22 protein-coding genes are annotated in these 23255 nt (G+C 66.5%); 9 read left to right on the forward strand and 13 right to left on the reverse strand.

Annotated features, from left to right (window positions below; genetic code table 11):
• Nucleotides 1-38 precede the first annotated feature (38 nt).
• The 5 genes from ACZ5AC_RS06795 to ACZ5AC_RS06815 all read right to left on the reverse strand — a co-directional run bounded on the left by ACZ5AC_RS06795 (nt 39) and on the right by ACZ5AC_RS06815 (nt 4944).
• Nucleotides 39-1214: a response regulator gene (locus ACZ5AC_RS06795; RefSeq protein ID WP_464250191.1), complete on the reverse strand. Its 1176-nt coding sequence runs from the start codon at nt 1212-1214 to the stop codon at nt 39-41.
• Complete coding sequence (locus tag ACZ5AC_RS06800) at nt 1211-3076, reverse strand: DNA topoisomerase 3 (protein WP_464250192.1); 1866 nt, start codon at nt 3074-3076, stop codon at nt 1211-1213. Before ACZ5AC_RS06800 ends, ACZ5AC_RS06795 begins: the two co-directional genes overlap by 4 nt.
• Before the next feature lie 124 nt (nt 3077-3200).
• Nucleotides 3201-4103 carry an AAA family ATPase gene (locus tag ACZ5AC_RS06805; protein ID WP_464250193.1) on the reverse strand — a complete coding sequence of 301 codons (903 nt, stop codon included), beginning with the start codon at nt 4101-4103 and terminating at the stop codon, nt 3201-3203.
• A 15-nt stretch (nt 4104-4118) separates the two neighbouring features.
• On the reverse strand, nt 4119-4505 hold the full coding sequence (locus ACZ5AC_RS06810) for a hypothetical protein (RefSeq protein ID WP_464250194.1): 387 nt from the start codon (nt 4503-4505) through the stop codon (nt 4119-4121).
• A 13-nt stretch (nt 4506-4518) separates the two neighbouring features.
• On the reverse strand, nt 4519-4944 hold the full coding sequence (locus ACZ5AC_RS06815) for a PilZ domain-containing protein (RefSeq protein ID WP_464250195.1): 426 nt from the start codon (nt 4942-4944) through the stop codon (nt 4519-4521).
• A gap of 176 nt (nt 4945-5120) precedes the next feature.
• On the opposite strand from ACZ5AC_RS06815, the gene ACZ5AC_RS06820 reads away from it, so the two are divergent.
• Entirely contained in the window at nt 5121-5585 is a 465-nt protein-coding gene (locus ACZ5AC_RS06820) for a 23S rRNA (pseudouridine(1915)-N(3))-methyltransferase RlmH (RefSeq protein WP_464250196.1), read from the forward strand.
• Between the two features lie 54 nt (nt 5586-5639).
• Here ACZ5AC_RS06820 and ACZ5AC_RS06825 read toward each other — a convergent pair whose 3' ends face one another.
• The 8 genes from ACZ5AC_RS06825 to ACZ5AC_RS06860 all read right to left on the reverse strand — a co-directional run bounded on the left by ACZ5AC_RS06825 (nt 5640) and on the right by ACZ5AC_RS06860 (nt 13529).
• The gene (locus ACZ5AC_RS06825) at nt 5640-6461 is read right to left on the reverse strand and encodes a competence/damage-inducible protein A (protein ID WP_464250197.1); all 822 of its coding nucleotides are present in this window, start codon (nt 6459-6461) and stop codon (nt 5640-5642) included.
• A gap of 138 nt (nt 6462-6599) precedes the next feature.
• Nucleotides 6600-8339, reverse strand: coding sequence for an ABC transporter substrate-binding protein (locus tag ACZ5AC_RS06830; RefSeq protein WP_464250198.1), 1740 nt, complete (start codon nt 8337-8339; stop codon nt 6600-6602).
• Between the two features lie 84 nt (nt 8340-8423).
• Nucleotides 8424-8702, reverse strand: a complete 279-nt coding sequence (locus tag ACZ5AC_RS06835; protein WP_464250199.1) for a DUF2160 domain-containing protein — start codon at nt 8700-8702, stop codon at nt 8424-8426.
• 10 nt (nt 8703-8712) lie between these two features.
• Nucleotides 8713-9510 carry a carbohydrate ABC transporter permease gene (locus ACZ5AC_RS06840; protein ID WP_464250200.1) on the reverse strand — a complete coding sequence of 266 codons (798 nt, stop codon included), beginning with the start codon at nt 9508-9510 and terminating at the stop codon, nt 8713-8715.
• Complete coding sequence (locus ACZ5AC_RS06845) at nt 9507-10376, reverse strand: carbohydrate ABC transporter permease (RefSeq protein ID WP_464250201.1); 870 nt, start codon at nt 10374-10376, stop codon at nt 9507-9509. Before ACZ5AC_RS06845 ends, ACZ5AC_RS06840 begins: the two co-directional genes overlap by 4 nt.
• A 9-nt stretch (nt 10377-10385) precedes the next feature.
• On the reverse strand, nt 10386-11465 hold the full coding sequence (locus tag ACZ5AC_RS06850; RefSeq protein WP_464250202.1) for an ABC transporter ATP-binding protein: 1080 nt from the start codon (nt 11463-11465) through the stop codon (nt 10386-10388).
• 12 nt (nt 11466-11477) lie between these two features.
• Complete coding sequence (locus ACZ5AC_RS06855; protein ID WP_464250203.1) at nt 11478-12566, reverse strand: ABC transporter ATP-binding protein; 1089 nt, start codon at nt 12564-12566, stop codon at nt 11478-11480.
• A gap of 135 nt (nt 12567-12701) precedes the next feature.
• Nucleotides 12702-13529 carry a DeoR family transcriptional regulator gene (locus ACZ5AC_RS06860; RefSeq protein ID WP_464250204.1) on the reverse strand — a complete coding sequence of 276 codons (828 nt, stop codon included), beginning with the start codon at nt 13527-13529 and terminating at the stop codon, nt 12702-12704.
• A gap of 259 nt (nt 13530-13788) precedes the next feature.
• Here ACZ5AC_RS06860 and glpA point away from each other — a divergent pair, with 259 nt between their 5' ends.
• From glpA to ACZ5AC_RS06900, 8 genes are all read left to right on the forward strand, one after another.
• Nucleotides 13789-15402, forward strand: a complete 1614-nt coding sequence (gene glpA, locus ACZ5AC_RS06865) for an anaerobic glycerol-3-phosphate dehydrogenase subunit A (RefSeq protein ID WP_464250205.1) — start codon at nt 13789-13791, stop codon at nt 15400-15402.
• Nucleotides 15399-16655 carry a glycerol-3-phosphate dehydrogenase subunit GlpB gene (gene glpB / locus ACZ5AC_RS06870; RefSeq protein WP_464250206.1) on the forward strand — a complete coding sequence of 419 codons (1257 nt, stop codon included), beginning with the start codon at nt 15399-15401 and terminating at the stop codon, nt 16653-16655. The genes glpA and glpB overlap by 4 nt, the downstream gene beginning before the upstream one ends.
• 15 nt (nt 16656-16670) lie before the next feature.
• Nucleotides 16671-18254 carry a 4Fe-4S dicluster domain-containing protein gene (locus ACZ5AC_RS06875; RefSeq protein WP_464250207.1) on the forward strand — a complete coding sequence of 528 codons (1584 nt, stop codon included), beginning with the start codon at nt 16671-16673 and terminating at the stop codon, nt 18252-18254.
• On the forward strand, nt 18254-19075 hold the full coding sequence (locus tag ACZ5AC_RS06880; RefSeq protein WP_464250208.1) for a CoB--CoM heterodisulfide reductase iron-sulfur subunit B family protein: 822 nt from the start codon (nt 18254-18256) through the stop codon (nt 19073-19075). The genes ACZ5AC_RS06875 and ACZ5AC_RS06880 overlap by 1 nt, the downstream gene beginning before the upstream one ends.
• A 48-nt stretch (nt 19076-19123) precedes the next feature.
• Nucleotides 19124-20635, forward strand: coding sequence for a glycerol kinase GlpK (glpK, locus tag ACZ5AC_RS06885; RefSeq protein ID WP_464250209.1), 1512 nt, complete (start codon nt 19124-19126; stop codon nt 20633-20635).
• Nucleotides 20636-20830: 195 nt separating this feature from the next.
• Nucleotides 20831-21136, forward strand: coding sequence for a nucleotidyltransferase family protein (locus ACZ5AC_RS06890; protein ID WP_464250210.1), 306 nt, complete (start codon nt 20831-20833; stop codon nt 21134-21136).
• Nucleotides 21126-21479, forward strand: coding sequence for a HepT-like ribonuclease domain-containing protein (locus tag ACZ5AC_RS06895; protein ID WP_464250211.1), 354 nt, complete (start codon nt 21126-21128; stop codon nt 21477-21479). Before ACZ5AC_RS06890 ends, ACZ5AC_RS06895 begins: the two co-directional genes overlap by 11 nt.
• Before the next feature lie 22 nt (nt 21480-21501).
• The gene (locus ACZ5AC_RS06900; RefSeq protein ID WP_464250212.1) at nt 21502-23250 is read left to right on the forward strand and encodes a GNAT family N-acetyltransferase; all 1749 of its coding nucleotides are present in this window, start codon (nt 21502-21504) and stop codon (nt 23248-23250) included.
• Nucleotides 23251-23255 lie beyond the last annotated feature (5 nt).

Raw genomic sequence — 23255 nt, forward strand, 5'->3', positions numbered from 1 at the left:
TGCAGAGCGCTGGCCAGTGGCCGTTCTGCGAGCCGCCTTCAGCTTTCCGTCTGGTCCGTGTCCCGGCTCACGCCGCCCTTGACCATGACCGGCTCGTTTACATGGCCGTTGCGGGCCGTCTGGCGGATGAAGAGGATGGTCGTGCGCGCCAGTTCGTAGCCTTCGGGCACCAGGATCATGTTTTTGCCGTCGCGGGTCCCGGTCACGGGTCTGGCCAGAACCATGCCGGGCTGCAGGCCGTCCAGGTCGACGGCCGTTTCGGCCTGATCGCTCGCAGAAATCTGCGCCTCCAAAGCCTGGAGCATGGACCGCGAGTACAGGCCCCGCTCGCGCTTGCGCTCCAGGAATGCCGCCGTCGCGAGGTTCGCGTACAGGGAAATCCGGTACTCCATGACCAGGGCCATGATGGGGGAACCGGGGGGCATGTCCGGCATTTCCGTCATGTCTTCGGCAGCGGGCATGAGACTCAGGTGCAGACAATTGGAATACCCGCGCAGGATTTCGGCCACGTCGCGCATCCTGGGGACGTGCCGCAGCAGCTCCACCGCGTGCTCGGGATGCCCTGCGAACGCGAGCCGCTGGGCGTCGTCCAGTTCCCGACCTGAGACGACCGCGTCCAGGGTCTGTTCCGGCAGGGCGATGACGCCGACGACCGAGACGAGGAAGGCCGTCTCCGTCATCACCGGGTCCGGGTCCTTGAGCCGCTCGCACAGCCCCCGCAGGAGCGGCAGCACGGGGCTCAGCAGATCGCGCACGTCGGCGCGCAGCCAGCACACGATCTCGTGCACTGCCTTGGCGAAAAGGGCGCAGGTTTCCCGCATGTCGTGGGAGGAGGTCCACATTTCCTCGTGTTGCCGGACCCCCTTGCCCACGGCGTCCAGCAGCGGCTGGTCATCGCACGAGGCGGGCAGGACATGGAAGGCCCCGGCCTCGTTGACCGCGCGCAGCAGGTCGGCCACCCCCATGGACGTCCGGCTGAGCAGGATTCTGGCAGTCTGGGGGCTGACGTCTCGCACGCGCGACAGAAACTCGATTCCGTCCATGTCCGCCATGGAGAATTCGGCGATGACCGCCGCGTAGGGCCCCTCTTCAATCAGCCGCTGCAGACCCGCACGCGCGCCCAGGGCGATGTGCGTCTCGAAGGTCTTGCGCAGCCTGCGGTGGGATGTCGTCAGGGCCTTGCCGTCGGAGTCCACGACCAGAACGGTGCTCACGATGCCGCCTCCTTGCTGCGTGCGTTTCGTTGCGGAACCACGGGACAGCGCGGCGGGCGCGCAGAGCTGCCCTTGACCAGGCTCACCCCGCCGGCGACCATGTCCCGCACCTGACGCATGAACACCCCGTAGGCATAGCTTCCCTGCTCCATCTCCTTGAGGCGCTTCTCCCATTCGCCCGTCAGCTCCGGCGAGGCCACCTGCGGGATCATGGCGCAGACCACGTCCACGGCCCAGCATCCCAGGTCCGTGGCCACGAGGCGTTTGCCGTCCTTCCCGACGTACTCCCGAGCAAGCAACGTTTCAATGATCTGGGCGCGGGTGGCCGGCGTGCCGAGCCCCCTGTCCTTCATGGCCTCGCGCAGTTCCTCGTCCTCGACGAGCTTGCCGGCCGTCTCCATGGCTGCCAGGAGGGTCGCGTCGGTGAAGTGCGCCGGAGGTTTGGTCTTGTGCGCCGCCAGGGTCAGCCCGACCACGTCCACCGCCCCGCCCTTCTTCAAGTCCGGCAGGGGGTTGTCCTCGGAGGCCCGCCAGGGTTCGGCCTCGAGCCAGCCGCGGTCGCGGAAGATCTTGCCCGTGGCCCGGAAGCGGTGCCCGTTCACGCCGATCCACAGGGTCGAGGCGTCGAACACGGCGTCGTCCATGAAGGCCGCGGCGAAGCGCCGGCAGATCATCTCGTACACGGCCCACTCGTCCGCGCCCAAGACCGCGCGGTTGGCCTTGACCGTGGTGGGGATGATGGCGTGGTGGTCCGTGACTTTGCCGTCGTTGACGCACTCGAACTTCTTCTTTCCGCCCTTGATGTTGGCCGCGGCCTTGCTCGAAATCTCCGGGAAATGCCCGTACACGGCCCGCAGGTTCTCCAGGCACTCGGCGAAGAGCTCCTTGGTCAGGTGCCTGGAATCGGTGCGCGGGTAGGTGATGAGTTTCTTCTTCTCGTACAGGTCCTGGGCGATGGTCAGGGTCTGCTGGGCCGAGAGGTTCAGGCGCGAGTTGGCCTCCTTCTGCAGCGTGGTCAGGTCGAAGGGCAGCGGCGGCTTCTGCCGGCCCTTCTTCTTCTCCATGGACAGCACCTCTCCCCTGCCCCCGGCGCAGGCCTCCACCACCTCGCGCCCTTCCGCCTCGGTCCAGACCTTGGAGTCCTTGAACTCGGGCGGGGCGAACCAGGTGGCCCTGAAGGTCTCCTCGCCCTGGGCGAAGTCCCCTTCCACGGTCCAGTAGTCCTTGGGCTCGAAATTCTCGATCTCGCGCCGCCGGTCCACCAGCAGCTTGAGGACCGGCGTCTGGACCCGGCCCACGGTGATGAGGCTGCCGGCGCGCAGGGTGAAGAGGCGGGAGAAGTTCATGCCCACCAGCCAGTCGGCCTCGGCCCGGGCAAAGGCGGCGTGGCCGAGGTTGCGCTTCTGCTCGCCGTCCACGAGGCCGGCGAAGGCCTTCTGCAGGCCCTTCTCGGTCATGTCGTTGGCCCACAGGCGGCGGATGGGCTTGGTGCTGCCGGCCAGGAGGTAGATGCGCCGGAAGATGAGCTCCCCTTCGCGCCCGGCGTCCGTTGCGTTGATGACCTCGGTGATGTCGTCGTCCAGGAGGTAGCGCCGGATGATTTCGTACTGGCTGGCCGTGGACGGCAGGATGCCCAGGGCGAAGCGCGCCGGGAGCATGGGCAGCTGGCCCATGGCCCAGCGGCCGGCCCAGGCCGGGTTCTGCTGGGCCGGCTCGGCGATGTTGACGAGGTGCCCCACGGCCCAGGTGACCACGTGCTCCGGCCCCTGCAGGCAGCCCTCACCGCGCCCCTTGACGCCCAGCACGGCGGCCAGCTCGCGGGCCACGGAGGGTTTTTCGGCGATGATCAGCGTTCTGGGCACGGGCGTTCCGTTCGAGGGCGGTCGAGAGTCTTGGTGAAGTGCATCGTCATGGGACGGCTAGGTACGAAAAAATCCCCGCGCACGCAAATGCGCGGGGATTGGCCGTCAAGGAGGGCGGGCCGTCTCAGGCGAACAGTTCCGGACGGCCGGTGATCTTGCGCACCAGGTCGCGGTAGTCCTGGGAGCCGTGGGAGCCGGGGGCGTACTCGTAGATGGTCTTGCCGTAGGCCGGGGACTCGGACAGGCGCACGTTGTAGCGGATGGGCGTGCAGACGTACTCGCCGTACAGGTCCTTGAGCTTGTCCAGGATGGCGTCGGGGTTCTTGATGCGCTTGTCCAGAAAGGTCGGCAGGATGTAGTTGAGGGTCACGTCGGCGCGGTATTTCTGGATGGACGACAGGCTCTTCAGGAACTCGACGAGGCCCTGCAGGGTCATGACCTCCAGGGAAACGGGCGTGATGAGTTCGTAGACGTAGAAGAGCACGTTGACCGTCAGCGGGTCCCAGCCCGGCGAGGTGTCGACGATGACGTAGTCGTAGTCCTTTTCGATGGGTTCGAGGGCCTCGACCAGGGTCAGCTCGCCGCCGAAGTCCTTGCGGTCGATGAGGCGCTTGATGCCGGCCAGGGAGCGTCCGCCGGCCAGGAGCCAGAGGTTTTCCCGGGCCTGCACGATGGTCTCCTCGGGCGGCAGTTCGCCCGTGACCAGCTCCGTCAGGCCCGCCTTGGGCTTCATGCCCAGGACATAGGCAGCCTGCCCCTGGGTGTCCGTGTCGACCAGAAGCACCTTGTACCCGGCCAGGGCCAGGCCTGCGGCCAGGCTGACGGCCGTGGTGGTCTTGCCCACGCCGCCCTTGCTGAGGGTCACCCCGATCCGGCGGGCCTTGGGTTTCTCCGGCTCGGCCGCAGCCGGCTCGAACAGCGGGAAACGGTGCCCGCAAGCCCGGCACTGGGCGACCTTGGCCCCGGCCGGGATCTTTGATTCATCGACGTTGTGCTCTTTTCTGCACTGCGGACAGATCACCTTCATGAACAGCCTCCGCCGTTACTCAATTTTTCCGAGGATGGATTTGACAAGGGGGCCATCGAGGCCTTTCTCCTCGATCTCCCGCAGCAGTTGGTTGACCGCGTGGTTGACCAGATTGGACTTGGACGCTTTGGATTTCGACCCTTCGGGCAGAAGCCGCAGGAGGATGTCCTTGGCCTGGGTCAGGCCGTCGAAGACGTCCTCGCGCAGATAGTGGGTTGTTTTTCTTTTGCTGGTGGCCTGTCTGCGTTTGAGGGGCAGGAGCTTGGCCTTGTTGCAGGGGGCAGCCTTAGGCAGGCAGACCCTGATGAGGGCTTCCAGTTCCTCCAGGCCCGAAACGGGCCCCGAGCCCTGTTCGCCCCGGAACAATTCGTCGAGGATGTCGGGATGTGATCGTCCGTTCATGTGCGACCCCGATTCAGGAGGATTTCGCGACAGCGCCCAGGACCGATGTCTTGATTTCGGATATGACCCGCGTCATCCAGTCGATGTAGCCGGAGTCGTGGGTGTGGATGATCTCCATGCCGCAGATGAGGCTGTCGCCTTCATAGGGCGAAATGTGCACCACCCGGACATCGACCAGGAACGTCTTGTCGGGGAAGGTGATCCGGACGCTCTCCAGGACGGCGCCGACGCTGAAGTCGTCGGGACTTGTCACGGCAAGGCCGACCCCGTACATGGAGAGGTCCTTGACCGCGTGTTTCCGCCCGCCGTGGTCCAGGGTGACAAGGCCCTGCGGGATGGGCACGCGGAAGGCTTTGCGGACGAAGTGCTTCTCCTCGTTTTCGCTGGCGATCAGCAGGCTCGAATCGTCCCCTGCATCTTGTCCCGGCTTGCTGCTCATGCGACACCTCCAAAGACCGTGGCTGAAGTGACCGTGAACCCTGGTCCTGGCGATCACGGCGCGGAACTACTGGCAACGATGTATCATTGCCCTTGATTTCATTCAAAATCAATCCCTCAGGACGGTCGAATCCATCAGGATGACATCCTCTGTTCCGGCAGAAACTCAGGTAAACTATGTACAGATTAAAAATTGTCTGCGTCGGCAGAACCAAAAAGAAATACTGGGCCGAGGCCATCGGCCATTATGCGAAAATGCTCGCTCCCATGGTTCGCGTTGACGCCGTGTCGGTCAAGGATTGCCCCAATGCCGGGGGTGAGGAGAGAAAACGGGTCGAGTCCGAACGCATCCTGGAGAAGGTCGGTCCGCGCGACACCCTGGTTGCCCTGCACGAGACCGGCCGGCTCATGGACTCCCGCGATTTCGCCGCCTTCGTGCGCCCCCTTTTCGAAAGCCCGCAGGGCGAATGCTGCTTCGTCATCGGCGGCGCCATGGGCCTTTCTCCGGAACTGCTCTCGCGGGCCAACTTTCTGCTGAGCCTGAGCCCCATGACCATGCCCCACGAACTGGCCCAGGTGGTGCTCTACGAACAGCTCTTCCGGGCCATGACCATTCTGGCCAACAGGACGTACCACTACTGAGGGCAGGTACGTAGGCGCCTCGCATAGTCACCCTGCCGCTTCAGCGCCCTTCCCTCATGGTGCTTCCCGGTACGCAATGCCGTGCCCGGCGAGCCCTGAGCCGAGTTCCGCATACGCCGCGTCCAGCAGCCCCTCCCGCTCCCCCACCCCGCCGCCGGTGACGGTCAGGGTGATGTCCAGCTCCGGGCTTTCACCGACCGTCGTGGCCAGGGACTTGATGTAGACCCTCGGGTGCCTCGGCACCACCCGGCCCAGGACCGGTTCCAGGATGGATTCGTCGTTGCAGCGTACGCGCAGGGTCCTGGACAGGGAGCCGCCGGCCCCGAAAGTGCGGTCCAGAAAGTCCTGCAGGGAGGCCTCGATGATGCCCTTGAGCTCCGACGGCACGCCCGGCAGGGAGATGATGGCTGTCCGCCCGACCTGCAACAGCACGCCGGGCGCCGTCCCGCCGGGATTGTACAGTGGAATCCCTCCTTCGGGCAGCCAGGCCATCTTCTCCCTCCCCGGGTTGAGGCCGCCCTGCGCCATGACGCCCATGGCGTGAAAACGGTCGTACTGCTCCCTGACCATGCGCAGGGCTTCCTCGTTCAGACTAAGGGGCAGGTCGGCTCCCTTGGCCACGGCGGCCAGGCTCAGGTCGTCGGCCGTGGGGCCCAGCCCCCCGGAGGTGAAGATGACGTCGGGGCCGCGCTCAAGGGCCCGGCGCACCTCTTCGGCGATGACGTCCAGGTCGTCGCGCAGCATGGTCCCGCGCGACACGTGGCCGCCGCGCGAGTTGACCAGATGGCAGAGCCAGCTGGTGTTGGAGTCCTGTATGTCGCCGATGAGGATTTCGTTGCCGATGACCAGGATTTCGACGATGGCCGAATACGACATGATGCGCTCCCGTGATGGATTCCAACGGATACAATGGCGAAGGCCGCAGTCACTCCTCATACATGCCAACTCCCCTGCGCGCCAACAAAAAAGGGAGCGCCCGAAGACGCTCCCTCGCATGTGCCGATTGTTCGGAACCTATTTGACCTTGCCGGCCTTCCAGGCTTCGATGAGCTTGTCGTAGTCGACGGTCTCGCCCTTGGGCTTCTCGTTCTCCAGCTTGGGCTTGGGAGCGCCGGGCTGGTCGAGCCAGTACTTCTCGTCCTGGGGCTTGTTCATCTTGGGGCCGCAGTCGCCCTGGACATTGGCGCGCTCCAGGCGCTCCAGGATCTTGTCCTGTTCGGCGGCCAGGTTGTCCATGGCGGTTTCGGGGGTCACCTCGCCGGACACGGCTTCGCCGATGTTCTGCCACCACAGCTGGGCCAGCTTGGGGTAGTCGGGCACGTTGGTGCCGGTGGGCGTCCAGGCCACGCGGGCCGGGCTGCGGTAGAACTCCACCAGGCCGCCGAGCATCGGGGCGCGCTTGGTGAAGGACTCGTGACGGATGTCGGAGTCGCGGATGGGGGTCAGGCCGACGTGGGTCTTCTTCAAGGACGTGGTCTTGGAGACGCAGAACTGGGCGAACAGCCAGGCGGCCTTGCGGCGGTCGACCGGGGTGCTCTTCAGAAGGGTCCAGGAACCGCAGTCCTGGTAGCCGAGCTTCTGGCCTTCTTCCCAGTACGGGCCATGGGGGGACGGGGCCATGCGCCACTTGGGCGTGCCGTCGTCGTTGACCACGGGCGTGCCCTTCTCGACCATGGAGGCCGTGAAGGCGGTGTACCAGAAGATCTGCTGGGCCACGTTGCCCTTGGCCAGGCTCGGCAGGGACTGGTAGAAGTCCATGCCCAGGGCGCCGGGAGGCGCGTAGAGGCGCAGCCAGTCCATGTACTTGCGCAGGGCGTACTTGGCGGCCGGCCCGTTGGTGTCTCCGCCGCGGGCCACGCTGGAACCGACGGGGCGGCAGCCGTCCACGCGGATGCCCCACTCGTCAACAGGAACGCCGTTGGGGATGCCCTTGTCGCCGGCGCCGGCCATGGACAGCCAGGCGTCGGTGAAACGCCAGCCCAGGTCCGGGGCCTTCTTGCCGTAGTCCATGTGGCCGTAGATGGCCTTGCCGTCGATTTCCTTCACGTCGTTGGTGAAGAATTCGGCGATGTCCTCATAGGCAGACCAGTTGACCGGCACGCCAAGTTCGTAGCCGTACTTGGCCTTGAACTTTTCCTTGAGCTCGGGCCGCTGGAACCAGTCGTAACGGAACCAGTACAGGTTCGCGAACTGCTGGTCGGGCAGCTGGTAGAGCTTGCCGTCGGGGCCCGTCGTGAAGGACTTGCCCATGAAGTCGTCGATGTCCAGGGTCGGCAGGGTTACGTCCTTGCCTTCGCCAGCCATCCAGTCCGTCAGGTTGACGACGGCGCCGTAACGGAAATGGGTGCCGATGAGGTCCGAGTCGTTGACGTAGCCGTCGAAGACGTTCTCGCCGGACTGCATCTGGACCTGCAGCTTCTCGATGACGTCACCTTCCTGGATCAGGTCATGGGTGACCTTGATGCCGGTGATCTCGTAGAAGGCCTTGGCCAGGGTCTTGGACTCGTACTCGTGGGTCGGGATGGTTTCGGAGACGACCTTGATCTCCATGCCCTTGAAGGGGGCGGCGGCCTTCATGAACCATTCCATTTCCTTCATCTGCTCTTCCTTGCTGAGCGTCGAAGGCTGGAACTCCTCGTCGATCCATTTTTTCGCCGCCGCCTTCTGGGCCGCCTCATCGGCGAAGCCAAGGCTGGTGACGCCCAGGAATGCCACCATGAGCATCCCGGTCAAGAGAACACGTCGAACTTGCATACGGACCTCCATTTGCGGTTATTCCAACAAACCCCAAAACGCCGCTTCCGTTCCTTCCCCGGACACCGCGCAGGTGCCCTGATCTCAGCCCCAGCGCATGACGGTGGCGAGGAAGGCGACGGATATCACTGTAGCGATCCAGACGGCCAGATCCGTCAGGCCAAGCCAGGCCAGATGGATGTAGGCGCTGCCCAGAAGGCTGATGAACAGACGGTCCCCGCGGGTGGTGACGATGGGCAGGAAACCCCGGCGCGCGATGCTCGGGGACAGGATCTGCCACACGGTCATGCCGGCGAGCATGAGCACGATGAAGCCGAAGAACGACGCGGTGACCGGCGTCCAGGCCATCCAGTCGATATTCATGACAACCCTCCTAGACCCGGCCCAGGGCGAAGCCCTTGGCCAGATGGTTGCGGACAAACCAGATGACCAGGGCGCCGGGCACGATGGTCAGGATGCCGGCCGCGGCCAGCAGGCCCCAGTCCAGGCCCGAGGCGCTGACCGTGCGGGTCATGGTCGCGGCGATGGGCTTGGCCACGGTGGTGGTCAGGGTGCGGGCCAGGAGCAGCTCGACCCAGCTGAACATGAAGCAGAAGAAGGCCGTCACGCCGATGCCGGCGCGGATGAGCGGGATGAAGACCGACAGGAAGAAGCGCGGGAAGCTGTAGCCGTCGATGAAGGCCGTCTCGTCGATCTCGCGCGGCACGCCGGACATGAAGCCTTCCAGGATCCAGACCGCCAGGGGCACGTTGAACAGGCAGTGGGCCAGGGCCACGGCGATGTGCGTGTCAATGAGGTTGAATGTCGAGTAGAGTTGGAAGAACGGCAGCAGGAAGACCGCCGGCGGGGCCATGCGGTTGGTCAGCAGCCAGAAGAAGACGTGCTTGTCGCCGATGAAGCGGAAGCGCGAGAAGGCGTAGGCTGCCGGCAGGGCCGTGACCAGGGAGATGACCGTGTTGATGGACACGTAGATCATGGTGTTGATGTAGCCCGAGTACCACGACGGGTCCGAGAAGATCTTGGCGTAGTTCTCCAGGGTCATGTCGTGGGGGAAGAACTGGAAGGAGCGCATGATGTCCGCGTTGGTGCGCAGGGACATGTTGAGCATCCAGTAGATGGGCAACAGCAGCAGCGTCAGGTAAAAGACGAGGACGAAGTGGCGTTTTCTCATGACTTGTCCCCCGTGCCCACGGCCTGCAGGGCCTGGTAGAAGAGCCAGCAGAACAGCAGGACGATGAGGAAGTAGATGATGGAGAAGGCCGCGGCCGGCCCGAGGTCCATGGCCGTGGACAGCTTGACCAGGTAGATGGACAGGAAGGTCGTGGCGTTGCCGGGGCCGCCGCCGGTCAGGACGAAGGGCTCGGCGTAGATGAGGAAGCTGTCCATGAACCGCAGCAGCACGGCGATGGTCAGCACGCCGCGCATCTTGGGCAGCTGGATGAAGCGGAACACGGCCCAGCGGCTGGCGCCGTCGATCTTGGCGGCCTGGTAGTAGGCGTCGGGTATGGAGCGCAGGCCGGCGTACGCCAGCAGGACCACCAGCGGCGTCCAGTGCCAGACCTCCATGAGCATGACCGTGACCCAGGCGTCCAGGGGATTGGCCGTGTGGTCGAAGGCAATGCCCAGGCTGTTGATGCTCGCGCCGAAGAGGCCGATGTCCGGCCGGGTGAAGATGATCCAGATGGTGCCGATGACGTTCCAGGGGATGAGCAGCGGCAGGGCCAGGAGGACCAGGCAGGCCGAGGCGGTCCAGCCCTTCTGGGGCATGGTCAGGGCGATGCCGATGCCGAGGGGAATCTCGATCAGAAGCACCAGCCCCGAAAAGATGAGCTGCTTGACGAGGGCATCATGCAGCCGCGAGTTGGTTAGCATGTCCCGGAACCACTCGGCCCCGACAAAGATGCGCTGCCCCGGCCCAAGGATGTCCTGGACCGAGTAGTTGACCACGGTCATGAGGGGCACCACGGCGCTGAAGGCCACGATGACGAAGACGGGCAGGATCAGGAACCAGGCCCGGTTGTTTTCCCATTTCTCCACGCCTACCTCCTACTTGACCAGGGCCTGGTCGCGAAAAAGCTTGGTCCGCTCGGGCGGGAAGACCGCCCAGCATGCGTCGGCCGGGACAGAGCGGCCCTCGGCCACGCGGGCCTTGAGGCGCGCGCCGCCGGCGGTCAGCGTCACGATGCGGGTGCTGCCCTCGTTTTCCACCGACACGACGCGCCCGGCCAGGGCACCCGGCTTTTCCGAGTCCGAGAGCTCCAGGTACAGGGGCCTGATGCCGATCTGGAACTCGCCGGTGCCCGCCTTGGCGGCCACGGCCGGGTCCAGGCGGATGCGGCCGCCGTCCAGGACCGCGTCCCCCCCCTCCAGTGTGCAGGGCAGGAGGTTCATGCCCGGGCTGCCGATGAAGTAGCCGACGAACGTGTGGGCCGGGTCCTCGAAGAGCTCGTCGGGCGCGCCGATCTGCAGCAGCGACCCGTCGTACATGATGGCGATCTTGTCGGCGAAGGTCATGGCCTCGGTCTGGTCGTGGGTGACATAGATGAGGGTCAGCTTGAACTGCTTGTGGATTTCCTTCAGCTTGCGGCGCAGCTGCCACTTGAGGTGCGGGTCGATGACGGTCAGGGGCTCGTCGAAGAGGATGGCGGCCACGTCCTTGCGCACCAGGCCCCGGCCAAGCGAGATCTTCTGCTTGGCGTCGGCGGCCAGGCCGCTGGCCCGCTTGTTCAGGTACGGGGTCAGGTCCAGGATCTCGGCGATCTCGTGCACCCGCGCGCGGACCTCGCCCTCGCCGACCTTGCGGTTGCGCAGGGGAAAGGCCAGATTGTCGAAGACCGTCATGGTGTCATAGAGCACCGGGAATTGGAAAACCTGGGCGATGTTGCGCTTCTCCGGGGGCAGGGCCGTGACGTCCTTGCCGTCGAAGAGCACCCTGCCCTGGCTCGGGGTCAGCAGGCCCGAGATGATATTCAGCATGGTCGTCTTGCCGCAGCCGCTGGAACCCAGCAGCGCGTACGCCCCGCCGTCCTCCCAGACCGTGTGCAGCCGCTTCAGGGCGAAGTCCTCGTCGCCTCTGGGGTTGGCCCGGTAGCTGTGGGCCATGTTCTCGAGTATGATTTCAGCCATGAAAAGCCTCGCTCAGGCGGAGCAGGTTGATGACGGGGATCTGACCAGCCTCTCGTCCTCGCCGAAGACGTAGACGTCGCAGGGCCGCACGAAGACGGACACCTCCTGCCCCACCTTGAAGGACCGGACGCCCTGCTCCTGCAGGACCAGGGAGCGGTTTCGGTAGTGGAAATGGACGAATGTCTCGGAGCCGTTGATCTCGGCCAGCTCGACCACGGTCCTGATCTCCACGTCCCCTTCGGTCTTGCGGGTCAGGTTGAAATGGTGGGAGCGGATGCCGAACTTGTACGTGCCGGGCTTCAGGTCCGCGAGGTGGCCCGTCAGGGGCAGGTCGATGCCGATGCGCAGGTGGGCCTTGACCGTGTCGACCTCGGCGGTGATGAAATTGATGGGCGGGTCACTGAAGACCTCGGCCACCGTGGTCGTGGCCGGGTTGTCGTAGACCTCGCTGGTGGGGCCGGTCTGCAGCACCCTGCCCTCGTGCATGACGATGATGTTGCCGCCGAGCATGAGGGCCTCGGTGGGCTCCGTCGTGGTGTAGACGACGACGGAATCGCGCTGGCCGAAGATCTGCTGCAGTTCGTCGCGCAGTTCCTCGCGCAGCTTGTAGTCGAGGTTGACCAGGGGTTCGTCCAGGAGCAGGAGGTGGGCCTCCTTGACCAGGGCCCGGGCGATGGCCGTGCGCTGCTGCTGGCCGCCGGAAAGTTCGGCCGGAAGGCGCGAGAGCAGCGGCTCCAGGTGAAGCATGCGGGCCGTCTCGATGACCCGCTTCTCGATCTCGGCCTTGGGGGTCCCGGCGATGCGCAGGGGCGAGGCGATGTTTTCGAAGACGGTCTGGGACGGGTAGTTGATGAACTGCTGATAGACCATGGCCACGTTGCGGCGGCGCACGGACACCCCGGTCACGTCCTGGCCGTCCGCGATGACCTTGCCCCGCGTGGGGCGGTCCAATCCGGCCATGATGCGCAAAAGCGACGTCTTGCCGGCCTGGGTGCGGCCGAGCAGCACGTAGCGCTGGCCGGACTCGAAATTGAGGGAAACGTCCTTGAGGTGCGTTTCGCCGTCGACGATGCGGTCGATGGAATCAAGCTGAAGCCCCATGCGGCTCCTCCATGGGCGGGATGGGACGGCGGGCGCGATCACCCGGCGTCATGTTCGCATGCCTCTAGCAGACGAAATTAATTTTCTCAACTGAAAATGAAAATTGGTCAGCTGACCTATTTTTTTCGAAAATGCTCAATTTTCCGAATCATCCTCCCCGCCAACGTACAGTTCGACATCGCCGCGCCGCATCTGCTCCAGCACGCTGGCCGGCGGAGTCTGGTCCGTGAACAGGGCGTCGATCTCGTCGATGTTGCCCAGGCGGACCATCGCGTTGCGGCCGAACTTGGTGTGGTCCGTGACCAGGAAGACCTGGCGCGAGTTCTCCATGATGGCGCGGGCGGCGCGGACCTCGCGGTAGTCGAAGTCCAGGAGCGTGCCGTCCATGTCGATGCCGCTGATGCCGATGATGCCGAAGTCGACCTTGAACTGGCGGATGAAGTCGATGGCCGCCTCGCCGACGATGCCGCCGTCGTGATGGCGGATGAGGCCACCGGCGACGATGATCTCGACCTCGGGGTTGCCGGTCAGAATGGTGGCCACGTTGAGGCTGTTGGTGATGACGCGCAGGTTCTTGTGTCCGCCCAGGGCCCGGGCCACCTCCTCGGTGGTCGTGCCGATGTTGATGAACAGGGACGACTTGTTGGGGATGGCCTCGGCCACCATGCGGCCGATGACCTTCTTCTCGGCCAGGCAGAGGACCTTGCGGTCCAGGTAGTCCATGTTCTCCGTGCTCAGGCAGGGCCCGGCCCCGCCGTGGTAGCGCTGCAGGAGTCCCTTGGAGCTCAGGGTGTTGATGTCGCGCCGCACGGACTGAGGAGTGATGCCGAAGTGCTCGGCCAGGGACTGGATGGTGGCGAAGCCCGTCTCGCGGACCATGCGGATCATCTCGGCGTGCCGCTGGCGGACGGTGACGTGCCGGGCGCCGGTATCCTGCTCCTCGGGTCCGTGTGCTTCAGTCATGACAGCTCCTTTCGTTTTCGAACACAAAAATCAGAGAAATGTCGCTTTGGGAAAATAAATCTGGCAGAGTCCCGACGCGTGTGCTACAAGGCGCCGCAACGGGGGCGAAACCAGCCCTCAGATGCCCCTAACACGGCTTTGCGCTGATGACCAGCAGGATTTGTCCGGGTTGCGGAGGCGGCCGGTCGACGGGCTTTTCTGTTCGCTTTGTTCGCTTTCATTCATTCTTTTGCGGCGTTTCACGCCAACCGGGGAAAGCATGACCACCCTTCACACCCGCGTTCTGATCATCGGCGCAGGCGCCACGGGCGCGGGACTGCTGCGCGACCTCGCCCTGCGCGGGGTGCCGGCCCTGCTCATCGAGCAGCGCGACGTCAACTCCGGCGCCTCGGGGGGCAACCACGGGCTGCTGCACAGCGGCGCGCGCTACGTGGCCTCGGACCGCGAGGCGGCCGTGGAGTGCCGGGAGGAAGGCGACATCCTGCGCCGCCTGGCACCGCAGTGCATCGAGGACTCGGGCGGCCTGTTCGTGGCCGTGCGGGGCGACGACGAGCGCTACGTGGCCGATTTCCCGGGCCTCTGCGCCGCAAGCTCCGTTCCCTGCCGCGGCCTCGACCTGGGCACGGCCCGGGCCATGGAGCCCGCCCTCTCCCCGGACCTCGTGGCCGCCTTCGCCGTTCAGGACGGGGCCGTGGACCCCTTCATGCTCTCCCTGGACAACATCGCCCAGGCCCTGAGCTTGGGCTGCTCCATGCGCCGCAACCTGGCCGCGCGGTCCATGGAGGTCGAGAACGGGCGCATCGTGCGCGTGCTCTGCCGCGACATCACCACGGGCGAGGACGTGCGCATCGAGGCCGACCTGGTGCTGAACGCCGCCGGGGCTTGGGCCGCGCGCGTGGCCTCCCTGGCCGGGGCGCGCATCGGCATGCTCTTCTCCATGGGGAGCCTGCTGATCACCCAGGACCGCATCGCCACGCGCGTCATCAACCGCCTGCGCAAACCTTCCGACGCCGACATCCTCGTGCCCGGCGGCACAGTGTCCATCCTCGGCACGACCTCCATCCGCGTGGCCTCGCCCGACGGCTGCCGCCCGAGCGTGGCCGAGGCCGACCGCATCATCGACGACGCCCGGGCCATGCTGCCGATCCTCGATCGCACGCGCTACATCCGCGCCTACGCCGGGGTGCGGCCCCTGGTCTCCCTGGGGCCCGCCGGCGACGACCGCGCCGTGAGCCGCGGCTTCGCCCTTGTTGACCACGCCGCCGACGGTCTCGAAAATTTCATCACCATCACCGGCGGCAAGCTGACCACCTACCGCCTCATGGCCGAGAAGGCCGCGGATCTGGCCTGCGCAAAGCTGGGCGTCGCGGCCCCCTGCCGGACCAGGACGGAGCCCCTGCCCGCCTCGACCCTGGGCCAGTGGACCGAACCGGGCAAGGGCCCGCGGACCTGGGTCGACAGCCGCACCGAGGACGACCTGGTCCTGTGCGAGTGCGAGATGGTCTCGCGCGGGGTCATCGACTCCATCATCGACGAGGCCGGGGCCATGCGCGGCCGCTCCATGCTCAAGGCCATCGGCATGCGCAGCCGCGTGGGCAAGGGGCCCTGCCAGGGCGGGTTCTGCGGCCAGCGCGTGACCGGGCACCTCTACGACCGGGGCATGGTCGCGGGGATGCAGGGCCTGGCCGAACTGAAGACCTTCACCGAGCGCCGCTGGCGGGGCTTCTCGCCCGTCCTGTGGGGCGTGCCGCTGATGCAGGCCGACCTGCAGGAGGCCCTGTACTGCGGCTCCATGGATCTCGAGTTCGGGCCGCCCCCCTCAACCCGGGACGACGAGGGCGCGTGCGCTCCTGTCGCCAAGGAGCCGGCATGAAGACATATGACGTGATGGTCATCGGCTCGGGCTTCGCCGGCATGGCGGCCAGCCTTTTCGCCGCCAAACGGGGCCTGTCCGTGGTCCAGGCCGGCGGCACGGGCGGCATCGACTTCAGCACGGGCTTCATCGACCTCATGGCCGTGCACCCTGTGGTCGAGCAGCGCGTCTGGGAGGACCCCTTCGCCGCCCTGGCCGCCCTGCGCCGGGATCTGCCGCTGCATCCCTACGCCCATGTGGCCGACGACGAGATCGGGGCCGCCCTGAAGGAGTTCACCGCCTTTCTGGGGGACAACGGCCTGTGCTACACGGGCCGCCCCGGGCGCAACACCCTGGCCCTGACCTCGGCCGGCACCGTCAAGCCCACGTACCTGCTGCCCTGCTCCGCCTGGGGCGGGGTGGAGGCGTTGGAGGACAAGGCGCCGACGCTGCTGGTGGACTTTCACGGCCTCAAGGGCATCTCGGCCCGGCAGATCGCCGAGGTGCGCGCGGACTGGCCGGGGCTGCGCACGGCCCGCGTCCGCTTCCCCGGCATGGGGGGCGAACTGTATCCCGAGCACATGGCCTGGAGCATGGCCGACCAGGCCAGACGGACCGAACTGGCCGAGGTCGTCCGGCCGCTGCTGGGAGACGCGCGGTTCGTCGGGTTTCCGGCCATCTTCGGCATGACCGACACCATGGCCGTGGTCGGGCACATGGAGGAGCTGCTGGGGCGCCGGGTCTTCGAGATCCCGACCCTGCCGCCGTCCATCGCCGGGCCCCGCCTGCGCGCTGCCTTTGACCGGGGCTTGCCCGCCCTGGGGGTGCGGACGTACACGCAGAAGCTCGTCAGCGCCGCAGAGGTATCCGGCGAGATGTTTCATTTCACGGCCGGCAGCGGCTCCACGGCCGTGCGCATCGCCGCCCGCGGCGCGGTGCTGGCCAGCGGCCGCTTCTTCGGCAAGGGGCTCAAGGCCGACCGGCACGCCGTGCGCGAGGCCGTGTTCGACCTGCCCGTGAGCCAGCCCGAAAAGCGTGAGGACTGGCACCGGGCCGAGTTCTTCGACCCGCGCGGCCACGAGATCAACCAGGCCGGGCTGGAAACCGACGCGGCCCTGCGGCCCCTGGGCGCCGACGGCCGGCCCTTCCACCCGCGCCTTCATGCCGCCGGGGCCATCCTGGCTCACCAGGACTGGATGCGCATGAAGTGCGGCGCGGGGCTGGCCATCGCCACGGCCTGCAGGGCGGTGCGGGAACTGAGCCAAAATCTCTAAACACGCGGGAGCGGCATGGACTTCTTTTCCGCCGGACTCGGCCTTGCCTGTCTGAGTTTCGTTCTGGGCCTCGCTTGGCGCGTCCACGGCCGTCCCGGCAGCCGCCTGCCCGCCGCCCCCGAACAGGACCGCAGGAAAAGCGGCCTGGCCGCCGGTCTGGCGGACATCATCCTGCTGCGCCGCACCCTGCGCAGCGGCAAGGTCCGCTGGGCAGGGCACATGCTCCTCATCCTGGGCTTCCTGCCCCTTCTTGTCCTGCACGCCATGGACGGGATCGTGACCCGGCCCCTCTTTTCCGGCTACGAGCCGACCCTGGAGCCCTGGCAGTCGGCTCGCAACATCCTGGGCCTGGCCGCCCTGGCGGGCCTGGGCCTGCTGGCCTGGCACAGGGGACGGCGCTTGCTGCCGCTCAGCCGCTTCCAGGACTGGGCCCTTCCCGGGCTCCTGGCCTCCATCCTGCTGACCGGCTTTCTGCTGGAGGCCGCCAAGATGGCCTCGCCCGCGGATTTCGAGCGCATGGTCGCCGACTATTTTCCCGAAGCCGACAGTGAGGAGTTCATCGCCCTCCAGGCCCACTGGGCGCGGGAGAACGGAGTGCGCTTCGAGCGTTTCCTGCCGACGGCCCCGGAAATCCTGGAGCAGGGCCGCGAACTGCACGAAGACCGCTGCGCCGGGTGCCACGCGCCCACCGCCACGGCCTTCGCCTCCCGCGCCCTGGCCGATGCCTTGCCCGCCCGCATCGTCCTCCCGCGAACCATGCCCCCGATCTTCTGGCACCTGCATGTCGGCCTGTCCTTCCTGGCCCTGGCCCTGCTGCCGTGGGGCAAGTTCCTGCACCCCCTGTCTTCCACGGCCAATCTCCTGGCCCGTGGCGGCCGCAGGGACAGCGGGTTTCCCGCCACGGCCCTGGGGCGGAACCTGGCCCTGGAGGCCTGCACCCGCTGCGGCCAGTGCAGCCTGCACTGCAGCGTGGCCCCCAGCCGCCGCGTCCTCGGCAACGCCGACATCCTGCCCATGGACAAGCTTGCGGACCTGCGCAGCTGGCTGGACCGCAGCCTGGACGGCGCGCCCCTGGCGGACCTGGTCGAAGGCAGTCACGTCTGCACCGAATGCCTGCGCTGCACGCAGGTCTGCCCCGCGGGCATCGACCTGCAGGATCTGTGGATGGCCTCCAAGGCCGCGTTGTCGGAGGAAGGCAGAGCCGGGGTGGACGGCGAGTTCCGCAAGCGCACGGCCGGCGAGTGGGCCCGGGATCTGGGCCCACGCCGCCTGGGCGGGGTCGGGTCCAGCGGCACCGGCCTGGCCGACCGCGCCGAGTCCTTCTGGGGCTGCGTGCAGTGCACGACCTGCACGGGCGTCTGCCCGGTCGTGGCCGTGAGCACGGACCCGCAACGCGACCTGGACCTGACGCCCCAGCAGATCATGAATTTCCTGCGCATGGGCCTCAAGGCCCAGACCCTGGGCGCGCGCATGGTCTGGAGCTGCACCACCTGCTACAAATGCCAGGAGCACTGCCCTCAGGGAGTGCCCGTGGCCGACATCCTCTACGAACTTCGTCAGCTCGGCGCCCGGACCTTGCGCCACAAGGGGAAGCCCTGATGCGTTACGCCTATTTCCCGGGCTGCAAGATCGCCCACCATCTGCCCGCCCACGGCATGAGCGTCGAAGCCGTCTGCGATCGCCTGGGCATCGGCCTGGAGCGGGCGGAGTTCGCCTGCTGCGGCTACCCCGTGCGCCACGAGAGCCAGGACGCCTCGGTCTACTCCGCCCTGCGCGGCCTGGCCCAGGCTCAGAGCATGGGGCTCGACCTCATGACCCCGTGCAAGTGCTGCTTCGGAAATTTCCAGCACGCCCGGCACCAGGCCGCCCAAGACGAAAACCTCATGCAGCGCATGAAGGATCTGCTGGCCGAGGAAAGGCTCCCCTTTCCAGAAACCGTGCGCGTCCGCCATCTGCTGCAGGTCCTGGACGACAGCCTGGGCGCGGTATCGAAGGCCGTCACTCGCCCCCTGCGCAACCTTCGACTGGCCTGCCACTACGGCTGCCATGCCCTACGTCCGGCCGCCATCACCCACTTCGACGATCCCTTGGCGCCGACTATTTTCGAACGCATCGCGGCGGCCACCGGGGCGGTACCGCTGCCCTGGGAGCTGCGCCTGGAGTGCTGCGGCTACCCCCTGCGTGGCCGCGACGAATCCATCTCGGATCTGCTCATGGCCAAGAAGCTGGCCAGCGCGGTGGCTTCGGGCGTGGACGTGCTGGCCACGGCCTGCACCTACTGTCAGCTGCAGTTCGGCCGGGGCGGCGGCATCCCGGCCGTCCTTTTTCCGCAGATCCTGGGCCTGGCCCTGGGCCTGTCGCCGGAAGCCCTGGGCCTGGCCCCCGACGCCCCGTGGCTCGGCCGCCTTGAGAAAGAATGATTTTTCTGTAGAGTCACCGCACCGCAAACCCTTTCTTCGGAGGAGAACATGGCCCGCTACGTAGGAGCAGTCGACCAGGGGACAACCAGCAGCCGCTTCATCATCTTCGACGAGCACGGCCGCATCGTGGCCATGGACCAGAAGGAGCACGAGCAGATCTACCCCAGGCCCGGCTGGGTCGAGCACGACCCCATGGAGATCTGGAACAACACCCAGGACGTCATCCGCGGGGCCCTGGCCAAGTCCGGCATCAGGGGTTCCGAGCTCTCGGCCGTGGGCATCACCAACCAGCGCGAGACCACGGTGGTCTGGGACCGCTTCACGGGCAAGCCCTACTACAACGCCATCGTCTGGCAGTGCACGCGCACCCACGACATCTGCAAGGAACTCACGGCCGACGGCGGCCAGGACCGCTTCCGGGCCGTGACGGGCCTGCCCGTGGCCACGTATTTCTCGGGCCCCAAGATCCGCTGGATCCTGGACAACGTGCCCGAGGCCCGCGCCGCCGCCGGCAAGGGCAACGCCCTGTTCGGGACCATCGAGACCTGGATCATCTGGTGGCTGACGGGCGGCCCCAAGGGCGGCGCCCACGTGTCCGACGTGACCAACGCCAGCCGCACCATGCTCATGGACCTCAAAACCCTGGCCTGGGACGAGGAGATCCTGAAGGTCATGGGCATCCCGGCCCAGGGCCTGCCGCGCATCGTGCCCTCGTCCGACAGCGCCACCTGGGGCCCGACCAGCGAGGACGGCCCCCTGGGCGCGCGCGTGCCGGTCTGCGGCGCCGTGGGCGACCAGCAGGCGGCCCTGGTGGGCCAGACCTGCTTCGCGCCGGGCGAGGCCAAGAACACCTACGGCACGGGCTGCTTCCTGCTCATGCACACGGGCCACGAGCCCATCCAGTCCCGCCACGGGCTCATCACCACCCTGGCCTACCAGTTCAGCGGCCGAAAGCCCTCCTACTGCCTGGAGGGCTCCATCGCCATCGCCGGCGCCCTGGTGCAGTGGCTCCGCGACAACCTGCAGATGTTCTCCTCGGCCCCCGAGATCGAGCACCTGGCCCGCCAGGTCGAGGACACGGGCGGCATGTACATCGTGCCGGCCTTCTCGGGCCTCTACGCCCCCTACTGGCGCCCGGACGCGCGCGGCGCCATGGTCGGACTGACGCGGTACATCAACCGCAACCACATCGCCCGCGCCGTCCTCGAGGCCACGGCCTACCAGACCAAGGAGATCGTCGAGGCCATGAACAAGGACTCGGGCGTGGAACTGAAGACGCTGAAGGCCGACGGCGGCATGGTCTTCAACGAACTGCTCATGCAGTTCCAGGCCGACATCCTGAACGTACCCGTGGTGCGCCCCAAGGTGGCCGAAACCACCTGCCTCGGCGCGGCCTACGCCGCCGGCATCGCATCCGGCTTCTGGTCCGGCCGCGAGGAGCTCTACAACAACTGGGAAGAGGACAAACGCTGGATCCCCGACATGGAGGAAACCCGCCGCGCGGCCCTCTTCGCCGGCTGGAAGAAGGCCGTGACCCGGACGTTTGACTGGGTGGAATAGCGAACTCGTTTTCGGCCCAAGCATAGCGTATTTCGCGGAACCCGATCGCCGCGTTTCACCCCACGGCTTCGCATCACGTCGACTTCGGAGGTGAAACGCGGCGATTCCTTTTCCCGGAGGTGTTTACCATTTTCCATTTCATCGGTATTTTCTGAAAGAACGACGGCGCCGAAAACACGCCGGAAGAGGAACCGAATGCGCGTATCGATACCCAGACAGGAAATAGCCGCTTTTTGCGGGCGGTGGGGCATTGCCGAACTGGCGATCTTCGGATCCGCACTGCGCGATGATTTCCGCCCCGACAGCGACGTGGATGTGCTGGTGAGTTTTCGGGAACACGCTCGTCCCACGCTTTTCGACATGGTCCGCATGCGCGGGGAGCTTGAAGGGATTTTCGGCCGCAGGGTCGACCTCGTCAGCCGGCGAGGCATCGAGGCGAGCCGCAACCAGATACGCAAGCGGGCCATTCTCGACAGCGCCGAGGTGGTCCATGCGGCGTGACCTGGAACACGTGCAGGACATGGTCGATGCAGCCCAGCTGGCCCTGTCGTATGTGCGCGATGTAACCCTGGAATCTTTCCGTCACGACACCTTGTGTCAGGATGCGGTCATCCGCCGCATCGAGCTCATCGGCGAAGCGGCCCGGCGCGTTTCGGATCAGACCCGCTCGGCCCATCCGGAAGTGCCCTGGGCGGTGATGATCGCCATGCGCAACCTCATGATCCATGATTACGACGACGTGGACATGGACATTGTCTGGGATACGGTCCAGCAGGACCTGCCGGACCTCGTCGGCCAACTTACCCGTCTAGCCGGACTCCTGAAGGACACCAAGCAGGAGTAGGCGCAACCCTCAAGGGGCCCCCATGTTCCGCATCCGCCCCATCTACGACACCACCGTGCCCATCGACGCCCAGCGCGTCGAGCAGGTGCAGGCCATACTGGCCGAACGCTTTCCGCTCATCGCGGCCGAGGAGGTGCGGAACCTGCCGGCCACCCTCAAGAACCCGCTGAGCAAGGGGTACAGGACCATCGTCTTCGTGGCCGAGGGTCAGCGCCGGGTGGTGCAGGGCTTTGCCCTCTTGTGCCATTTCTCGGACCTGCGCTTCTGCTACCTGGACTACCTCTCGGTCAGCCTGCGCCACGGCGGGCGCGGGGTGGGCTCGGCCCTGTACGAGCGGGTGCGCGAGGAGGCCAGGGCCCTGGGCGACACGGCCCTCTTCTTCGAATGCCTGCCCGACGACCCGGCCCTGTGCCGCGACCCGGAACTGCTGCGCGAGAACGTGGCGCGGCTGCGTTTCTACGAGCGCTACGGGGCGCGGCCGATTGTCAACACGGCCTACGAGACGCCCCTCTCGCCCGAGGACGACTGCGCGCCCTATCTGGTGGCCGACCCCCTGGACAAGCCCTTCAAGCTGACGCGGGACAGGGCACGGCACGTGGTCCGCGCCGTGCTGGAGCGCAAGTACAAGGGCAAGTGCTCGCCGCAGTACGTGCGCATGGTCCTTGAATCCATCCCGCCCGGCCCCCTGGCCCTGCGCAGTCCCCGCTACGTGAAGGAGTCCGTTCCCGCAAAGCCGACGGTCATCAGTGCCGACCGGCGCATCGCCCTGGTCTGCAACGAGAAGCATTCCATCCACCATGTGCGCGAGCGCGGCTACGTCGAATCGCCGGTGCGCATGAGCTCCATCCTGCGCGAGATCGAAAGATCGGGGCTGTTCGAGCGCCGCGAGGCCAGGCATTTCTCGGAGCGGCACATCACGCAGGTCCATGACCGCCAGTTCGTGTCCTATTTCAAGACCGTCTGCGCCACGCTGCCCGAAAAGAAATCCGTCTACCCCTACGTCTTCCCCATCCGCAACGCGACCCGGCCGCCCAAGGAACTGGCCGTGCGCGCGGGCTACTACTGCATCGACACCTTCACGCCCCTGAACGGCAATGCCTACGCCGCGGCGCGCGGGGCCGTGGACTGCGGGCTGACGGCCGCCGAGGAGATCCTGGCCGGCCGCCGCCTGGCCTACGCCCTGGTCCGGCCCCCCGGACACCACGCCGAGCGCCGTGCCTTCGGCGGCTTCTGCTACTTCAACACGGCCGCCGTGGTGGCCCAGCGCCTCTGCGCCCACGGCCGGGTGGCGATCCTCGACGTGGACTACCACCACGGCAACGGCACCCAGAACATCTTCTACGAGAGAAGCGACGTGCTGACGGTCTCCATCCACGGGCACCCGAGCTTCGCCTACCCGTACTTCAGCGGCTTCGCGGACGAGATCGGCGAAGGGCCCGGTTACGGCTTCAACCGCAACTACGCCCTACCCGAGAAGATGGACGGCGAGCGCTACGCCGAGGTGCTGCGCCGCGCCCTGGCCTTCATTGCCGACTTCGAGCCAGCGTTCCTGATCGTCGGGCTGGGCCTGGACCCGGCCAAGGGAGACCCGACGGGCACCTGGGATCTGCAGGCCAGGAATTTCCTGCGCAACGGGAAACTGATCGGGAGCCTCGGGAGGCATACCCTCGTCGTGCAGGAGGGCGGGTACCGCATCCGGTCACTGGGCGTGAACGCGGCGGCCTTTTTCCAGGGGCTCTTCGAGGGTTCCCAGATCGCCCGCAGGCGCTAGGCCGG

The sequence above is a fragment of the Desulfomicrobium aestuarii genome (assembly GCF_055385525.1).

Bases quoted from the DNA above. Each gene is read 5' to 3' on its own strand.
- ACZ5AC_RS06810 (WP_464250194.1), bottom strand. From the start codon at position 4,505: ATGAACGGACGATCACATCCCGACATCCTCGACGAATTGTTCCGGGGC.
- ACZ5AC_RS06805 (WP_464250193.1), bottom strand. From the start codon at position 4,103: ATGAAGGTGATCTGTCCGCAGTGCAGAAAAGAGCACAACGTCGATGAA.
- ACZ5AC_RS06830 (WP_464250198.1), bottom strand. From the start codon at position 8,339: ATGCAAGTTCGACGTGTTCTCTTGACCGGGATGCTCATGGTGGCATTC.
- ACZ5AC_RS06850 (WP_464250202.1), bottom strand. From the start codon at position 11,465: ATGGCTGAAATCATACTCGAGAACATGGCCCACAGCTACCGGGCCAAC.
- glpK (WP_464250209.1), top strand. From the start codon at position 19,124: ATGGCCCGCTACGTAGGAGCAGTCGACCAGGGGACAACCAGCAGCCGC.
- ACZ5AC_RS06895 (WP_464250211.1), top strand. From the start codon at position 21,126: ATGCGGCGTGACCTGGAACACGTGCAGGACATGGTCGATGCAGCCCAG.
- ACZ5AC_RS06890 (WP_464250210.1), top strand. From the start codon at position 20,831: ATGCGCGTATCGATACCCAGACAGGAAATAGCCGCTTTTTGCGGGCGG.
- ACZ5AC_RS06820 (WP_464250196.1), top strand. From the start codon at position 5,121: ATGTACAGATTAAAAATTGTCTGCGTCGGCAGAACCAAAAAGAAATAC.
- ACZ5AC_RS06875 (WP_464250207.1), top strand. From the start codon at position 16,671: ATGGACTTCTTTTCCGCCGGACTCGGCCTTGCCTGTCTGAGTTTCGTT.
- ACZ5AC_RS06835 (WP_464250199.1), bottom strand. From the start codon at position 8,702: ATGAATATCGACTGGATGGCCTGGACGCCGGTCACCGCGTCGTTCTTC.
- ACZ5AC_RS06825 (WP_464250197.1), bottom strand. From the start codon at position 6,461: ATGTCGTATTCGGCCATCGTCGAAATCCTGGTCATCGGCAACGAAATC.
- glpB (WP_464250206.1), top strand. From the start codon at position 15,399: ATGAAGACATATGACGTGATGGTCATCGGCTCGGGCTTCGCCGGCATG.
- ACZ5AC_RS06860 (WP_464250204.1), bottom strand. From the start codon at position 13,529: ATGACTGAAGCACACGGACCCGAGGAGCAGGATACCGGCGCCCGGCAC.
- glpA (WP_464250205.1), top strand. From the start codon at position 13,789: ATGACCACCCTTCACACCCGCGTTCTGATCATCGGCGCAGGCGCCACG.
- ACZ5AC_RS06840 (WP_464250200.1), bottom strand. From the start codon at position 9,510: ATGAGAAAACGCCACTTCGTCCTCGTCTTTTACCTGACGCTGCTGCTG.
- ACZ5AC_RS06855 (WP_464250203.1), bottom strand. From the start codon at position 12,566: ATGGGGCTTCAGCTTGATTCCATCGACCGCATCGTCGACGGCGAAACG.
- ACZ5AC_RS06815 (WP_464250195.1), bottom strand. From the start codon at position 4,944: ATGAGCAGCAAGCCGGGACAAGATGCAGGGGACGATTCGAGCCTGCTG.
- ACZ5AC_RS06880 (WP_464250208.1), top strand. From the start codon at position 18,254: ATGCGTTACGCCTATTTCCCGGGCTGCAAGATCGCCCACCATCTGCCC.
- ACZ5AC_RS06900 (WP_464250212.1), top strand. From the start codon at position 21,502: ATGTTCCGCATCCGCCCCATCTACGACACCACCGTGCCCATCGACGCC.